Consider the following 15,741-nt stretch of genomic DNA (forward strand, 5'->3'; position numbering starts at 1 on the left):
TTGGTACTGCAAAATTTAAAGGGCTGTTTCGTATCCGGTACTGCTTGCTTCTGCCCTTTCCTATATGCAACCGGCGTGCCAGGTCATTTCCACACGGAATCGTTATCGCCGTGCTAATAAATTGTGGTTTTTGGTGTATTTTTTGCCTTATTGCCTGACAATTTTTGTCACGGAACTTGGCGAAAATTGTCGGGAGGACGAATTTTGTTGAGCCGCGACAAAAAGTGTCGCTCCGTCGTGCCAGCTGGACGAAAAAAAACGGGACGCCGAAGCGTCCCGTTTCAATGGATGCGAATCCGCAGGATTACAGCATCGCCTTCAGCAGACGAGCCATTTCCGACGGGTTCTTGGTAACCGTGATACCGCAGGCTTCCATGATTTCCAGCTTGGCTTGTGCCGTGTCGGCACCACCCGAGATCAGCGCGCCGGCGTGGCCCATGCGCTTGCCCGGCGGCGCGGTGACGCCGGCGATGAAGCCGACGACCGGCTTCTTCATGTTGTCCTTGATCCAGTACGCGGCGTTCGCCTCGTCCGGGCCGCCGATTTCGCCGATCATGATGACGGCGTCCGTGTCCGGATCGTCGTTGAACATCTTCATCACGTCAATGTGCTTCAGGCCGTTGATCGGGTCGCCGCCGATGCCGACTGCCGACGACTGGCCCAGGCCCAGCGCCGTCAGCTGGCCAACGGCTTCATACGTCAGCGTGCCCGAACGCGACACGACGCCGATGCGGCCCTTCTTGTGGATGTGACCCGGCATGATGCCGATCTTGATCTCGTCCGGCGTGATCAGGCCCGGGCAGTTCGGGCCCAGCAGCAGGGTCTTCGAACCGGCCTTGGCCATGCGGTCCTTGACTTCCATCATGTCGCGGACGGGGATGCCTTCGGTGATGCAGATTGCCAGGTCCAGCTCGGCTTCCACGGCTTCCCAGATGGCGGCGGCGGCGCCTGCCGGCGGAACGTAGATCACGGAGACGGTCGCGCCCGTGTTCTGCTTGGCTTCCTTGACGCTCGCGAAGATGGGGATGCCCTCGAAGTCTTCACCGGCTTTCTTCGGGTTCACGCCTGCGACGAAGGCTTCACGGCCGTTCGCGTAGTCGCGGCACATGCGCGTGTGGAATTGGCCGGTCTTGCCGGTGATGCCTTGGGTGATGACTTTGGTGTCTTTGTTAATCAGAATCGACATTTTATTTCCTTCGCGAATTAAGCTTGGCCAGCTGCAGCGGCAACGACCTGCTTCGCTGCGTCTTCCATGGTGTCGGCCGAGATGATCGGCAGGCCGGAGTCGGCCAGCATCTTCTTGCCCAGGTCTTCGTTGGTGCCCTTCATGCGGACGACCAGCGGCACTTGCAGCGAGACGGCCTTCGATGCGGTGATCACGCCTTCGGCGATCACGTCGCAGCGCATGATGCCGCCGAAGATGTTGACGAGGATGGCTTTCAGGCCCGGGTTCTTCAGCATGATCTTGAAGGCTTCCGTCACCTTCTCTGCCGTCGCGCCGCCGCCGACGTCCAGGAAGTTGGCCGGCTCGCCGCCGAACAGCTTGATGGTGTCCATGGTGGCCATGGCCAGGCCGGCGCCGTTCACCAGGCAGCCGATGTTGCCGTCCAGGGAGATGTAGGCCAGGTCGAATTTCGATGCTTCGACTTCAGCCGGATCTTCTTCGTCCAGATCGCGGTAGGCGACGATTTCCGGATGACGGAACAGGGCGTTCGAGTCGAAGTTGAACTTGGCGTCCAGGGCGACGACCTTGCCGTCGCCGGTCAGGATCAGCGGGTTGATTTCGGCCAGCGATGCGTCGGTGTCCCAGTAGGCTTTGTACAGGCCTTGCAGGTTCGCGCGCGCGGCGGCGATCGAGGCTTCCGGCACGCCGATCTTGGCGGCGATGCTGTCAGCGTCGGCGTCGGTCAGGCCGATGGCCGGATCGATGGCGATGGTGTGGATTTTTTCCGGGTTGCTGTGCGCGACTTCTTCGATGTCCATGCCGCCTTCCGACGAGGCCATCAGCACGACGCGCTGCGTGACGCGGTCGGTGACCATCGACACGTACAGTTCTTTCTTGATGTCGGCGCCTTCTTCGATCAGCAGGCGGCGGACTTTCTGGCCTTCCGGGCCGGTCTGGTGCGTGATCAGCTGCATGCCCAGGATCTGGTCCGCGTATTCGCGCACTTGTTCCAGCGACTTGGCGACTTTCACGCCGCCGCCCTTGCCGCGGCCGCCAGCATGGATCTGGGCCTTGACCACCCAGACCGGACCGCCCAGCTCTTCAGCTGCCTTGACAGCTCCGTCGACCGAGTCACACGGAATGCCGCGCGGAACGGTCACTCCGAATTTTCGGAGGATCTCTTTGCCCTGATACTCATGGATTTTCATGCTGGCTTCCCTTCTTCTGTTACTGATGTAGTTTAGAAATGCGGTTTAAATTGCGACAAACCCGGAGTCTACTCCGGACAACACTACCCCGGCACCGCCTTGAGAGCCCAGCGCGGATAGTAGGTTTCGACGGCAGGGCCATCGAGACGCAGCGCGTGGCAGCGGTCCAGTTCATAAGGCCGTTCGGTCGAAGTCTCGGCCGAGCGGTTGGCCATCGCGTCATCGGCGAAGGCCTGGATTGCCGCGGTGGGCAGGACTTGCGCGAGTTCGGTCAGGTGGGTGCAGCCGAGGACCCCGGACAGGCGATCTTTCAGATGCAATCGGAAATGTTTCAGCAGCGATAAGCCAATGAGCTTTTTGTAGGCAGGGCCGATGGTGTCGCAATAACCGGGATAGGGGACGGCATCGGACGCCGCTTCGGCGTCGACGATGGTCATGTCGCGGTCGATGGTCACGCGCAGCTTGAGTTCGTGCACAGGCAAGCCGGCCGGACGAGGGCCGGAAGGCAGGGCGATGTCGTGCGTCTTGGTGTCGCGGATGCAGGCGTCGAGGTCCCACAGGCCATCATCGCGCGCGAACACGTCGACAGTAATGGCGCGCGTGTGCCGAGGCTTACGCGGAGCGGGTGGAGACAGGGGCATAAACACCAATGCCGGAATGCGGCGAAAAAATTTGCAGCCGTTGTGCCTGATGCACGTTGCCGCAGCTTCTACGGCAACAACCGCTCTTGCGGCGCTGCTTAAACCATGAAAGTTTAGCACAGGGTGCCGGGCTGTGCACCGAATCCTCGGTGACACAAGGGTTTTTGGAAGGAAGATCGGGGGAGATGTTGCTAGGTTGTGATGACGAAACCGCAAATGTGCGCGCATTGTCACGTCACCGGACTGTCATAAACAAAGCGGCAGTCGGTCATTCACAAAGAAGAGATCAGTGGACCGGCGAATCAGAACTCGTCGTCGTCGCCACCCCGCAGCGCGGCACGGACCGCACTCTGGGAAAAACCACGTTGCAGCAGGAAGCGCATCTGCTTGCCGCGCTCTTCGGCGTCTTGCGGGACGGTGCCGAACTTGCGGCGCCAGACTTCCCGCGCCCGTTTGATTTCCGTTTCCTTCAATCCGGACTTGAGTTCGTCGAGCGCCTCGCCCTTCACGCCGTGCTGCTGGAGTTCGGACAGTACCCGGCTGTTGCCGTAGCGGCCGGCACGCCGGTGCACGAGCGACTCGGCAAACCGTTCCTGCGACAGCCAGTTGTTCTTTTCGAGGAAATCGAGGAGGGCTTCGACGTCGTCGCCCTCCTCCGCATAACGGGACAATTTGCGCGCCAGCTCGAGCCGGCTGTGCTCGCGCGTCGACAGATACTTCAACGCGCGAGCCTTGAGGCTCAGCTGCTGGCGCACCATCAGGGACGATTACTCGTCGCCGACGACGGACAGCTGGGGCGCATCACCGGCCGGGGCCGGCGGCAGTTCGCGCACGCCGAGGGCCGCACGGACCTTGTTTTCGATCTCGCGTGCCAGTGCCGGACGCTCGCGCAGGAAGATACGGGCGTTGTCCTTGCCTTGGCCGATGCGTTCGCCGTTATAGCTGTACCACGAACCCGACTTCTCGACGATCTTGTTGTCCACGCCCAGGTCGATGATCTCGCCTTCGCGCGACGTGCCTTCGCCATACAGGATGTCGAAGTGCGCTTCCTTGAACGGCGGCGCGATCTTGTTCTTGACGACCTTGACCTTGGTTTCGTTACCGATCACCTCGTCACCCGTCTTGATCGAACCGGTACGGCGGATGTCCAGGCGCACGGAGGCGTAGAACTTCAGCGCGTTACCGCCCGTCGTCGTTTCCGGGCTGCCGAACATGACGCCGATCTTCATACGGATCTGGTTAATGAAGATCACCAGCGTGTTCGTACGGTTGATCGATGCGGTCAGCTTGCGCAGCGCCTGCGACATCAGGCGGGCTTGCAGGCCCGGCAGCGAATCGCCCATGTCGCCTTCGATCTCGGCGCGCGGCGTCAGCGCCGCCACCGAGTCGATGACCACCATGTCGACGCTGCCCGAACGCACGAGGGCGTCCGTGATTTCCAGTGCCTGCTCACCCGTGTCCGGCTGCGAGATCAGCAGCTCGTCCAGCTTGATACCCAGCTTTTGCGCATAGGTCACGTCCAGCGCGTGCTCGGCGTCGATGAACGCGCAGGTGCCGCCCAGCTTTTGCATCTGGGCGATGGTCTGCAAGGTCAGCGTCGTCTTGCCCGACGATTCCGGACCGTAGATCTCGACGATACGGCCACGCGGAAGGCCGCCGACGCCGAGGGCGATGTCCAGGCCCAGCGAGCCGGTCGAGACGGTTTGCACTTCCTCGACAGGCGCATTGGTATCCATGCGCATCACCGAGCCTTTGCCGAATTGCTTTTCAATCTGCGCGAGGGCTGCTGCCAGCGCCTTGCCCTTCTCGGCTGCATTTACTGCGGATTTTTTGTCGTCCATAACTTTCTTTCTGTCCTAGAGTGAACCAAGGTGTGGGCCGCTCGCGCGATTTCAATAGGAAGTACTGTATAAAATCCCAGTGGTTTTGGCAAGCGGTATTTGCTGTCGCTTGACCGATTCGACATGTTGCGTAACTTGACACACAATAAGCGGGTAAGCGGGATCGAACAACAAAAGCCGGGGGAGCGATGCGTATTTTACTTGCCGAAGATGATAGCGTGTTGGCCGACGGGCTGACGCGCTCCTTGCGCCAGTCCGGCTATGCGATCGATTGCGTGAAGAACGGGCAGGATGCCGACACGGCGCTGTCCACGCAGGAATTCGACTTGCTGATCCTCGACCTCGGCCTGCCCAGGCTGTCCGGCCTCGACGTGCTGCGCCGCCTACGCGCGCGCGGGTCGCTCCTGCCCGTGCTGATCCTGACGGCGGCCGACTCCATCGAGCAGCGCGTGGGCGGCCTCGATGCCGGCGCCGACGACTACATGCCGAAGCCGTTCGCCCTGTCGGAGCTGGAAGCCCGCGTGCGCGCCCTCACCCGCCGCGGCCAGGGCGGCGGCTCCACCGTGATCCGCCACGGCCCGCTCGTGTACGACCAGGTCGGCCGCAGCGCCTACATCAATGACCAGATGCTCGACCTCTCCGCGCGCGAGCTGGGCCTGCTGGAGATCCTGCTGGCACGCACGGGGCGCCTCGTCTCGAAGGAGCAGTTGGTCGACCACCTGTGCGAATGGGGCGAGGAAGTGTCGAACAATGCCATCGAGGTGTACGTGCACCGCCTGCGCAAGAAGATCGAGACGGACGGCATCCGCATCGCCACCGTGCGCGGCCTCGGTTACTGCCTCGAGCGCTATTCCGACAATGCCCGCGACGGCGCTCGCAAGAGCACCGACGCGGCCAGCCCCCACAAGTGAAGCTGTTGAGGCGGCGCCCGGCCGGACCGGATCCGCGCGCCGCCGCGGAGCCGCTCGAATCGCTGTACGTGCCGCCGCAGCCCGAGCCGGAAGAAAGCATCCAGCACTCGCTGTTCGGCGAAATCCTCGACTGGATGCTGGCCCCGCTGCTGTTGCTCTGGCCGATGAGCATCGCCATCACCTACCTCGTCGCGAAGTCGATCGCGAATCAACCGTTCGACCATGCGCTGGAAGACAGCGTCACGGTGCTTGCCCAGCAGGTCAAGGAAGTGGACGGCAAGGTCGTGGCACGCATCGGCGGCACGGCGCGCGACATCCTGCGTGCCGACGACGTCGACAGCGTCTATTTCCAGATCAGCGGCCCGCGCGGCGAAATCGTCGACGGCGACCGCGACCTGCCGCTGCCGAACCCCGACGACGCCGAGCGCAGCGGCCGCGTGCACTTCCGCACCGAGACGCTGCACGGCGCCCCGGTGCGCATCGCCTACGCCTGGGTCAACCTGCAGCCGCTGCTGGACGCGTCCGAGGAACCGCGCCTGGCCCTCGTGCAGGTGGCGGAAACGCTGGACAAGCGGGCGCAGCTCGCCAACGAGATCATCAAGGGCGTGATCCTGCCCCAGTTCATCATCCTGCCCGTGATCCTGGCGCTCGTCTGGTTCGCCCTGTCGCGCGGGCTGTCGCCGCTCGCGCAGCTGCAGGAGCGCATCCGCGCGCGCCCGCCGGACGATCTGTCTCCGATCGATTCGCGCCAGGTGCCGGAAGAGATCTCGCCGCTCGTGGGCTCGCTGAACGACATGCTGGCACGCCTCGCCCACACGATCGACGCGCAGAAGCGCTTCATCGCCGACGCCGCGCACCAGATGAAGACGCCGCTGGCGGGCATGCGCATGCAATCCGAGCTGGCGCTGCGCCAGGTCGATCCGAACGAGATCCACCGCTCGCTGGAACAGCTGGCCAAGAGTTCGGAATCGGCCACGCGGCTCGTGAACCAGCTGCTGGCGCTCGCGCGCGCCGAGAACCAGCCGCACGCGGGCCTCGCGCTGGCCCCGCTCGACCTCGCCGCGCTCGCGCGCGACGTCGTGCAGGACTGGGTGCAAGCCTCGTTCGCGCACGAGATCGATCTCGGCTACGAAGTGATCGGCGACCCGCCGGAAATCGCCGGCAGCGCCATGATGCTGCGCGAGCTGCTGTCGAACCTGATCGACAACGCGCTGCGCTACACGCCGCCCGGCGGCAGCGTCACCGTGCGCGTGCGCGGCACGAACATTGGCCAGGGCAACCAGGCGCTGCTCGAAGTCGAGGACACGGGCCCCGGCATCGCACCCGCCGAGCGCCACCACGTGTTCGAGCGCTTCTACCGCATCCTCGGATCGAGCGCGCCCGGCTCCGGCCTGGGCCTCGCCATCGTGCGCGAGATCGCGCAGCAGCACGGGGCCGAGATCGAGATCTTCAACAACCCGCGCAGCACGCACAAGAAATTCCCCGGCAGCCTGTTCCGGCTGACCTTCCCGCCCACCGTCATGCCTGACCCCGATGCCGACCGAGACCGCCCATTCATCTGACCCCGACCGCGACGAGGAACGTCGGCGTGCGCGCATCCTCGCCGCGCGCGCCGCACACTGGGCGCGCGCGCGTCGCCTCGTCGCGCTGCTGCTCGCGCTGTGGCTCGCGACGAGCTTCTGCACGGTGTTCTTCGCGCGCGACCTCGCGCACCTGTCCGTGTTCGGCTGGCCGCTGTCGTTCTACCTCGCCGCGCAGGGCGCGTCGCTGACGTACCTGGCCATCATCGGCGCGTACGCCTGGCGCATGCGCATCCTCGACCGCGACTTCGCGCGCATGCTGGAGGCGACGCCATGACCGGCGCCGCACCGCCCGCCGCGGCCACGAAGGCGAAGACGCGCAGCTACTTCCGCCGCCTGTCCCGCTACTACCTGTGGTTCACGCTGTGCTTCGGGCTGTTCCTGGGCGCGCTGGCGATCCTGGAAAACGAGGGCATGCCGCGCCAGTGGATCGGCCACCTGTACATGTTCGCCACGATCGTGCTGTATGCGATCATCGGCGTCGTCAGCCGCACCTCGAACGTGTCCGAATACTATGTGGCGGGACGGCGTGTTCCCGCGCTGTTCAATGGCATGGCGACGGCAGCCGACTGGATCTCGGCGGCCAGCTTCATCAGCCTTGCCGGCACGTTGTACCTGCACGGCTTCGATGCGCTGGCGTACGTGATGGGCTGGACGGGCGGCTACTGCCTCGTCGCCCTGCTGATCGCGCCCTATCTGCGCCGCTTCGCCCAGTACACGATCCCCGACTTCCTCGCCGCCCGCTACGGCGGCGAGGCCGGCACGCGGCGGGGCAGCATCGTGCGCGCGCTCGCCGTCGGCGCCACCATCGTCGTGTCGTTCACGTACGTCGTCGCGCAGATCTACGCCGTGGGCCTGATCGCGTCGCGCTTCACCGGTGTCGATTTCTCGGTCGGCATCTTCCTCGGCCTCGCCAGCATCCTCGTGTGCTCGTTCCTGGGCGGGATGCGCGCCATCACGTGGACGCAGGTCGCGCAATACATCATCATCCTCGTCGCCTTCCTGATCCCGACCATGTGGTTGTCGGTGAAATTGGCAGGCAACCCCGTGCCGCAGGTGGCGTACGGTTCCGTGCTGCCGAAACTGGCGAAGCGCGAGGCCCAGCTGGCGGCGGACCCGCGCGAGGCCGAGGTGCGCGCCGTCTTCCGCGTCCGCGCCGACGACTACGGCACGCGCATCGCGGGCCTGCCGCATTCCTGGGAAGCAGGCAAGATCGAGGCGCAGCGACGCCTCGACACGGCGCGCAGCCGCAACGCGCCGCTGACCGAAGTGCGCAGCGCCGAGCGCGCGCTGCTGGACTATCCGCGCACGGCGGACGAAGCGGCACACGTGTGGAACGACCTGCGCGCCGCCAACCTCGCGCGCGCGCAGCCGCCCGAGCCGCACGCGGAACCGTTCCCCGGCAAGACCCGGCAGGAATCGGACATCCGCCGCAACAACTTCCTCGCGCTCGTGTTCTGCCTGATGTTCGGCACGGCCGCGCTGCCGCACATCCTGATGCGCGCCTACACGACGCCATCCGTGCACGAGACGCGCGTGTCCGTGTTCTGGACGCTGTTCTTCATCCTGCTGATCTACCTGACGATGCCGGCACTGGCTGTACTCGCCAAGTACGACATCTACACTGCGGTCGTGGGCACGAGCTACGACACGCTGCCGACCTGGGTCTCGTACTGGGCCAACGTCGACAAGTCGAACCCGCTGATCAGCATCGTCGACGTCAACGGCGACGGTATCGTGCAGCTGGCCGAAGTCGCGATCGACGGCGACGTGCTGACGCTCGCCACGCCGGAGATCGGCGGGCTGCCGTACGTGATCTCGGGCCTCGTCGCGGCGGGCGGCCTGGCGGCGGCGCTGTCGACGGCGGACGGGCTGCTGCTCGCGATCTCGAACGCGCTGTCGCACGACATCTACTACAAGATCGTCGACCCGGGCGCCTCGACGCAGAAGCGCGTGACGATCTCGAAGCTGCTGCTGCTGGCCGTCGCGTTCATCGCCGCGTACGTGGCGTCGCAGAAGCCGGCGGACATCCTGTCGCTCGTGGGCGCCGCGTTCTCGCTCGCGGGGTCGGCCATGTTCCCGGCGCTGGTGGCGGGCGTGTTTTGGAAGCGCGCGAATTTCGCGGGCGCGATCGCGGGCATGGCGACCGGGTTCCTCGTCTGCCTGTACTACATGCTGCACACGAATCCGATGCTGGGCGGGAGCCTCGATGCCGTCTGGTTCCACATCGCGCCCATCTCCGCCGGCGTATTCGGCGTGCCGGCCGGGGCGCTGGCGCTCGTCGTGGCGAGCCTCCTGACGGCGCCGCCGCCGCGCGAGAGCGGCGGGCTCGTGGCGCATATCCGGGCGCCGGAATGACCTCATCGATCCGCTACGACACATGACGAACCGTCACACGGCCGAACGGGACGGCGACCCGCGCTCCGACAGCTGGCATTACTTCGTGAAGGTGTTCACGGCGGACGGCATCGTGCACGAGACCGAACTGGAAGTGCTCAAGAAGGACCACCGCATCGAGGTCGACTGGAGCGTGCCGGCGTTCCGCTTCCATCGCCGCAACGGCATGGCGCTCTACCATATCCGCACGGGCGAGGTGACGATGGCCGCACCGGCCGCCGGGTAAGGCCTGGCACGCACGGCACGCAAATGACGACGGGGCGCCGCGGCGCCCCGTCAAAGCATGCGTGGCTGTAGGGTGGGCGGCCTCCGCCCACGCGGACGTGTGCGGGCTGCGCACGCCCGCGTCGGCACGGGGTGCCCACCCTACAAGTCTACAGTCGGGCCGCGGCGCCCCGTTTCACTTGCAAGTCCGCAGGGCTTATTCGACGATCGTCTGCGCCTGGCCTTCGCCGCGCGCGCGGATCTCGCCGATGCGGTAGACGGTCTCGCCGGCCGCCTTCAGCTGCGCCTCGGCGGCGTCTGCGTTCTCTTTCGAGACGATCACGGTCATGCCGATGCCGCAGTTGAACACGCGGTGCATCTCGGCATCCGCCACGCCGCCGTGCTGCTGCAGCCACTGGAACAGCGGCGGCAGGGGCCACGACTTCGCGTCCAGCACGGCCGTCAGGTTATCCTGCAGCACACGCGGGATGTTCTCGACGAGGCCGCCGCCCGTGATGTGCACGAGGCCCTTCACTTCCATCGCCTGCATCAGCGCCAGCAGCGGTTTCACGTAGATGCGGGTCGGCTGCATCAGCGCGTCGGACAGCTTGCGGCCGTGGAAGTCCGCTTCCAGGTCCGGCTTCGACACCTCGATGATCTTGCGCACGAGCGAATAGCCGTTCGAGTGGATGCCCGACGACGCGAGGCCCAGCACGACGTCGCCCGGGGCGATCTTGGTACCGTCGATGATCTGCGATTTTTCCACGGCGCCGACGGCGAAGCCGGCCAGGTCGTATTCGCCGTCCGGGTACATGCTCGGCATCTCGGCCGTCTCGCCGCCGATCAGCGCGCAGCCGGCTTGTTCGCAGCCGGCCGCGATGCCTTTGACGACGGCGGTCGCGGTCGGCACGTCCAATTTGCCGCAGGCAAAGTAGTCGAGGAAGAACAGCGGCTCGGCGCCCTGCACGAGGATGTCGTTGACGCTCATGGCGACGAGGTCGATGCCGACCGTGTCGTGACGGTTCAGCTCGAACGCCAGCTTCAGCTTGGTGCCGACGCCGTCGGTGCCGGACACGAGGACCGGTTCCTTGTACTTCTTGCTGATTTCGAACAGCGCGCCGAAGCCGCCAATTCCGCCGAGCACGCCTTCGCGCATGGTGCGCTTGGCAAATGGTTTGATCGCTTCGACCAGGGCGTCACCGGCATCGATATCGACACCGGCGTCGCGGTAGGAGAGAGAAACATTAGATGGTTGGCTCATGGTATTTGGCAGCGGAGGCGGTAAAATAGTAGGCGGTTGACAACGGGGCGCCGGACGGTACGGGGCACCGATGGTCGGTCGGTCAATCCATTATTTTATCAAAACCGCCTGCCGCGGCACCGTTTTAACCACCAAGAACAACAATACATGCCATTTTCCCTCAGTCCGGAGCAGAAGCAATCGGCGTTTTGGTTGGCACTCTGGCTGGCTTGCGGTCTGCTGCTGTACGCCCTCGGCCCCATCCTCACGCCGTTCATCGCGGCCGCCATCCTCGCCTACGCCCTGAACGGCGCCGTCGACCGGCTGGAGCGCACCCGCCTCGGCAAGTTCCATTTGCCCCGCTCGCTCGCCGTGGCGGTCGTGATCCTCGGATTCCTCGCCGCCGTGACCGCCCTCGTGCTGATCGTCGTTCCGGTGCTGCGCACGGAACTGCCGCTGCTGCAGGCGCAGATCCCGGACGCGCTTGCCCGCATCGACACCGTCCTGTCGCCGCGCCTCGCGCAGCTGGGCATCCACATCAAGCTCGACGGCAGCAGCCTGCGCACGATCCTCACGCAGCAGATCATGACGTCGGGCGACGAGATCTGGACCACGGTGCTCGCGTCCGCGCGCGTGGGCGGCAGCGCGCTGCTCGGCTGGATCGCGACGGCCATCCTGATCCCCGTCGTGCTGTTCTACCTGCTGCTGGACTGGCACCGCCTGCTGCTGCAGCTGGAAAACGCCGTGCCGCGCCGCTGGGTGCGCCAGACGGTGGGCATGGCGCAGGAAGTCAACGCGCTGCTGGCGCAATACCTGCGCGGACAGTTGCTCGTGATGCTCGTGCTCGCGTTGTACTATTCGGCGGCGCTGGCGCTGGCGGGGTTCGAGGTCGCGCTGCCCGTCGGCATATTGACGGGGCTGCTCGTCTTCATCCCCTACCTGGGGTACGGCCTGGGCCTCGCGCTGGCGCTGACGGCCGCCATCCTGCAATTCTCCGACTGGAGCGGGGTGATCGCCGTGGCCGTCATCTATGGCGCGGGCCAGGTCATCGAAGGCTTTTTCCTCACGCCGCGCCTCGTGGGCGAGCGCATCGGCCTGAATCCGCTGGCCGTGATCTTCGCACTGCTCGCGTTCGGCCAGCTGTTCGGCTTCGTCGGTGTGCTGCTGGCGCTGCCGGCATCCGCGGTGCTGATGGTGGCATTCCGTCACCTGAAACGCCACTATCTGCGCAGCAGCTTTTATAATGGCTGATTCATACGCACACGACATTGTGAGAACCAAGCCATGAAACAGCTGGTGCTCGATTTAGGCGCCGAGCCGGCGCAAAGCCTCGACACCTTCCAGATAGGGGAAAATGCCGAAATGGCGCATTTGATGCACCAGTTCGCCCAGCGCGCGTCGCGCGAGCATTTCTGCTACCTGTGGGGTGAGACGGGCGCCGGCAAGACGCACCTGCTGCAAGGCCTGGCCGCAACGGACGGCGCGCGCTACATCGCGGCCGACAGCGGCCCCGAGGCGTTCGTGCTCGCGCCGGACGTGAGCCTGTACCTCGTGGACGACGTCGACCAGCTGTCGCCCGAGCGCCAGATCGACGCCTTCGCCCTGTTCAACCAGGTGCGCGAGCATGGCGCGTACATGGTCTGCACGGGGCCGGTGCCGCCGGCCGTGCTCCCGGTCCGCGAAGACCTGCGCACGCGCATGGGCTGGGGCCTCGTGTACCAGATCCACGGCCTCTCCGACGACCAGAAGATCGCCGCCCTCACCCAGGCCGCGGAAGCCCGCGGTTTGACGCTGTCGGCCAGCGTGTTACCCTATCTGCTGTCCCATTTCAAGCGCGACATGCGCTCCCTGTCGACCATGCTGGATGCGCTCGACCAATATTCGCTCGAGACCCAGCGCCCGGTCACGGTACCGCTGCTGCGCGATTTATTGCTACAGGGAAATACCGGCAGTCCACACTCCGAACCCAAAGAATGAACGACCTCGCGCTGTTTGACCTCGACCACACCCTCCTGCCGATCGATTCCGACTACGAATGGGGCCAGTTCCTCGTGCGCCAGGGCGTCGTCGACGCCGGCGAACACCAGCGTCGCAACGACGCCTTCTTCGCGCAGTACAACGCCGGCACGCTCGACCCGGTCGAATACCTCGAATTCGCCCTCGGCACCCTGGCCCGCTTCGACCCGGCCCACCTGAAGGACCTGCAGGCGCAATACATGCGCGACGTGATCAAGCCCGCCATTCGTCCGAAAGCGCTGGACCTCGTGCGCAAGCACCAGGACGCGGGCGACCTCGTTGCGATCATCACCGCCACCAACGCGTTCGTGACGGCGCCGATCGCGCGCGAGTTCGGCGTGGAGCACCTGATCGCGGCGAAGCCGGAACTGGACGAGCGCGGCCACCCGACCGGCAAGCTGGCCGGCACGCCCACGCAGGGTCACGGCAAAGTGACGCACATGCATGCGTGGCTGGACGGCCTGGGCCGCCCGTTCGACAGCTTCGCGCGCAGCTGGTTCTACAGCGATTCGCACAACGACATCCCGCTGCTGTCGGTCGTCTCCCACCCGATCGCGACCAATCCGAGCGAGAAACTGAGCCAACACGCCGCCACCCTCGGCTGGACTTCACTGCATCTCTTCAATGATTAAAAAATTCATCCGCAAAATCCTCGGTGTCAAAGACGAGCGCGACCCCACCGAACCCGTGATCCTCGGGCCGGAGCAGCACGGCATCGATCCGAAGCTCGTGTCGAACAACGCGGTGCGCGTCACGCAGACCTTGCAGGAAGCCGGGTTCAAGGCCTTCGTCGTCGGCGGCGCCGTGCGCGACCTGCTGCTCGGGGTGAAGCCGAAGGACTTCGACATCGCCACCGATGCCACGCCCGAGGAAGTCAAGAAGCTGTTCCGCCGCGCCTTCATCATCGGCCGCCGCTTCCAGATCGTGCACGTGATGTTTGGCCAGGACCTGCTCGAGGTGACGACGTTCCGCGGCAAGGGCAGCGACAACGCGCCGAAGGATGAACACGGCCGCGTCCTGCGCGACAACAACTTCGGCCCGCAGCACGAGGACGCCGAGCGCCGCGACTTCACCATCAACGCCATGTACTACGACCCGGCCACGCAGACGGTGCTCGACTACCACGGCGGCATCGAGGACATCCGCGCCAAGGTCCTGCGCATCATCGGCCAGCCGGAAGCCCGCTACCGCGAAGACCCCGTCCGCATGCTGCGCGTCGTACGCTTCGCCGCGAAGCTCGGGTTCACGATCGAGCCGGCCACGCGCGCACCGATCCCCGTGATGGCCCCGCTGATCAACAACGTGCCCGCCGCGCGCGTGTTCGACGAGATGCTGAAGCTCCTGATGAGCGGCCAGGCGCTGGCCTGCCTGAAGGAGCTGCGCTCTTCCGGCCTCCACCACGGCCTGCTGCCGCTGCTGGACGTCGTGCTGGAACAGCCGATCGGCATGAAGTTCGTCACCCTGGCCCTGGAGTCTACGGACACGCGTGTCAAAGCCGGCAAGGGCGTGTCGCCGGGCTTCCTGTTCGCGTCGCTGCTGTGGCACCAGGTGCTGGAAAAGTGGACCGCTTACCGCGCGGCAGGCGAATCGCCGATCCCCGCGCTGCACCTCGCGGCGGACGACGTCCTCGACAACCAGACGGAAAACCTGGCCCTGCAGCGCCGCATCGCCACCGACATGCGCGACATCTGGGCCATGCAGCCCCGCTTCGAGCGCCGCAACGGCAAGTCGCCTTATAAACTGCTGGAGCATCCGCGCTTCCGCGCCGGCTTCGACTTCCTGCTGCTGCGCTGCGAATCGGGCGAGCTCGATGCGGAGATCGGCAACTGGTGGACGACGTTCTACGCCGGCGACGTCGCCGAGCGCGAACGCCTGATCAATTCGGCACGCGACGTCCAGCCCTCGAGCCAGAAGAAACGCCCGCGCCGCCGCGGTCCGCGCCGCGCGGAAGGCGAAGGCGCACCGGCGGACGCAGGGTCGAACGCACAGGCGGCAAGCGGAGAATGATCGCCTGGGTCGGCATCGGCGCGAACCTCGGCGACGCGCGCGCGAACGTGGTCGATGCCATCGAGCGCCTCGCGCACCTGCCGGGCGCACGCCTGGTGCAGGCATCGTCGCTGTACCGCACGGCCCCCATCGATTCCTCCGGCGACGACTACGTCAACGCCGTCGCCGTCCTCGACACGACGCTCGATGCGCACGCGCTGCTGCAGGCGCTCTTCGCCATCGAACAGGCGCATGGCCGCGAGCGGCCCTACCGTAACGCGCCGCGCACGCTGGATCTCGACCTGCTGTTGTACGGCGACGAGATCATCATTGACGCGCCCACCTTGATCGTTCCGCATCCGCGCATGCACGAGCGCGCGTTCGTGCTGGCGCCGCTGGCCGAAGTCGCGCCGGACCTCGTCATCCCGGGCCGCGGCGCCGTGAGCGCGCTGCTCGCGAGCGTCGCGAACCAAAACGTCGGAAAGCTGACCTAGCCGTAGGGTGGGCACCCCGTGCCCACGCGAACGTTTGCCATTCGCCGGCTTCCGCGTG

General features: G+C 65.4%; 16 protein-coding genes. 10 read left to right on the top strand and 6 right to left on the bottom strand.

The genetic code is table 11. The annotated features are described in order from the left end of the window. Positions 1–304: 304 nt before the first annotated feature. From sucD to recA, 5 genes are all read right to left on the bottom strand, one after another. Entirely contained in the window at positions 305–1,186 is an 882-nt protein-coding gene (gene sucD / locus HAV22_RS18180) for a succinate--CoA ligase subunit alpha (RefSeq protein ID WP_166860977.1), read from the bottom strand. A 17-nt stretch (positions 1,187–1,203) separates the two neighbouring features. Continuing rightward, entirely contained in the window at positions 1,204–2,373 is a 1,170-nt protein-coding gene (gene sucC / locus HAV22_RS18185; protein ID WP_166860979.1) for an ADP-forming succinate--CoA ligase subunit beta, read from the bottom strand. An 83-nt stretch (positions 2,374–2,456) separates the two neighbouring features. Beyond that, positions 2,457–3,014 (bottom strand): DUF2889 domain-containing protein, encoded by a 558-nt coding sequence (locus tag HAV22_RS18190; RefSeq protein ID WP_166860981.1) that lies wholly within the window; start codon positions 3,012–3,014, stop codon positions 2,457–2,459. A 302-nt stretch (positions 3,015–3,316) separates the two neighbouring features. Beyond that, on the bottom strand, positions 3,317–3,772 hold the full coding sequence (gene recX, locus HAV22_RS18195; protein WP_166860983.1) for a recombination regulator RecX: 456 nt from the start codon (positions 3,770–3,772) through the stop codon (positions 3,317–3,319). A 9-nt stretch (positions 3,773–3,781) separates the two neighbouring features. Next, positions 3,782–4,855: a recombinase RecA gene (recA, locus tag HAV22_RS18200; protein WP_166860985.1), complete on the bottom strand. Its 1,074-nt coding sequence runs from the start codon at positions 4,853–4,855 to the stop codon at positions 3,782–3,784. A 188-nt stretch (positions 4,856–5,043) separates the two neighbouring features. Here recA and HAV22_RS18205 point away from each other — a divergent pair, with 188 nt between their 5' ends. From HAV22_RS18205 to HAV22_RS18225, 5 genes are read left to right on the top strand one after another with little or no spacing between them, the layout of a single operon-like run. Continuing rightward, positions 5,044–5,766 (top strand): response regulator, encoded by a 723-nt coding sequence (locus tag HAV22_RS18205; protein ID WP_166860987.1) that lies wholly within the window; start codon positions 5,044–5,046, stop codon positions 5,764–5,766. 5 nt (positions 5,767–5,771) lie between these two features. Then, positions 5,772–7,328, top strand: coding sequence for a sensor histidine kinase (locus tag HAV22_RS18210; protein WP_371869686.1), 1,557 nt, complete (start codon positions 5,772–5,774; stop codon positions 7,326–7,328). Next, complete coding sequence (locus tag HAV22_RS18215; RefSeq protein WP_166860989.1) at positions 7,300–7,623, top strand: DUF4212 domain-containing protein; 324 nt, start codon at positions 7,300–7,302, stop codon at positions 7,621–7,623. Before HAV22_RS18210 ends, HAV22_RS18215 begins: the two co-directional genes overlap by 29 nt. Then, positions 7,620–9,704 carry a sodium:solute symporter family protein gene (locus HAV22_RS18220; protein WP_166860991.1) on the top strand — a complete coding sequence of 695 codons (2,085 nt, stop codon included), beginning with the start codon at positions 7,620–7,622 and terminating at the stop codon, positions 9,702–9,704. The genes HAV22_RS18215 and HAV22_RS18220 overlap by 4 nt, the downstream gene beginning before the upstream one ends. 22 nt (positions 9,705–9,726) lie before the next feature. Further along, on the top strand, positions 9,727–9,969 hold the full coding sequence (locus HAV22_RS18225) for a hypothetical protein (protein ID WP_166860993.1): 243 nt from the start codon (positions 9,727–9,729) through the stop codon (positions 9,967–9,969). Positions 9,970–10,164: 195 nt separating this feature from the next. Here HAV22_RS18225 and purM read toward each other — a convergent pair whose 3' ends face one another. Continuing rightward, the gene (gene purM / locus HAV22_RS18230; protein ID WP_166860995.1) at positions 10,165–11,208 is read right to left on the bottom strand and encodes a phosphoribosylformylglycinamidine cyclo-ligase; all 1,044 of its coding nucleotides are present in this window, start codon (positions 11,206–11,208) and stop codon (positions 10,165–10,167) included. Between the two features lie 147 nt (positions 11,209–11,355). Here purM and HAV22_RS18235 point away from each other — a divergent pair, with 147 nt between their 5' ends. Genes HAV22_RS18235 through folK form a run of 5 tightly spaced genes read left to right on the top strand, consistent with a single transcriptional unit; the run spans position 11,356 to position 15,683 of the window. Beyond that, on the top strand, positions 11,356–12,438 hold the full coding sequence (locus HAV22_RS18235) for an AI-2E family transporter (RefSeq protein ID WP_166860997.1): 1,083 nt from the start codon (positions 11,356–11,358) through the stop codon (positions 12,436–12,438). Positions 12,439–12,471: 33 nt separating this feature from the next. Further along, positions 12,472–13,164, top strand: a complete 693-nt coding sequence (gene hda, locus HAV22_RS18240; protein WP_166860999.1) for a DnaA regulatory inactivator Hda — start codon at positions 12,472–12,474, stop codon at positions 13,162–13,164. After that, positions 13,161–13,835 carry a histidinol-phosphatase gene (locus HAV22_RS18245; protein WP_166861001.1) on the top strand — a complete coding sequence of 225 codons (675 nt, stop codon included), beginning with the start codon at positions 13,161–13,163 and terminating at the stop codon, positions 13,833–13,835. The genes hda and HAV22_RS18245 overlap by 4 nt, the downstream gene beginning before the upstream one ends. Continuing rightward, positions 13,828–15,210 (top strand): polynucleotide adenylyltransferase PcnB, encoded by a 1,383-nt coding sequence (gene pcnB, locus HAV22_RS18250; RefSeq protein WP_166861003.1) that lies wholly within the window; start codon positions 13,828–13,830, stop codon positions 15,208–15,210. The genes HAV22_RS18245 and pcnB overlap by 8 nt, the downstream gene beginning before the upstream one ends. Further along, positions 15,207–15,683 carry a 2-amino-4-hydroxy-6-hydroxymethyldihydropteridine diphosphokinase gene (folK, locus tag HAV22_RS18255; RefSeq protein ID WP_166861005.1) on the top strand — a complete coding sequence of 159 codons (477 nt, stop codon included), beginning with the start codon at positions 15,207–15,209 and terminating at the stop codon, positions 15,681–15,683. The genes pcnB and folK overlap by 4 nt, the downstream gene beginning before the upstream one ends. Positions 15,684–15,741: the final 58 nt, after the last annotated feature.

Origin of the sequence: Telluria antibiotica (assembly GCF_011682055.1) — a bacterium.
Lineage (GTDB): Bacteria > Pseudomonadota > Gammaproteobacteria > Burkholderiales > Burkholderiaceae_D > Telluria > Telluria antibiotica.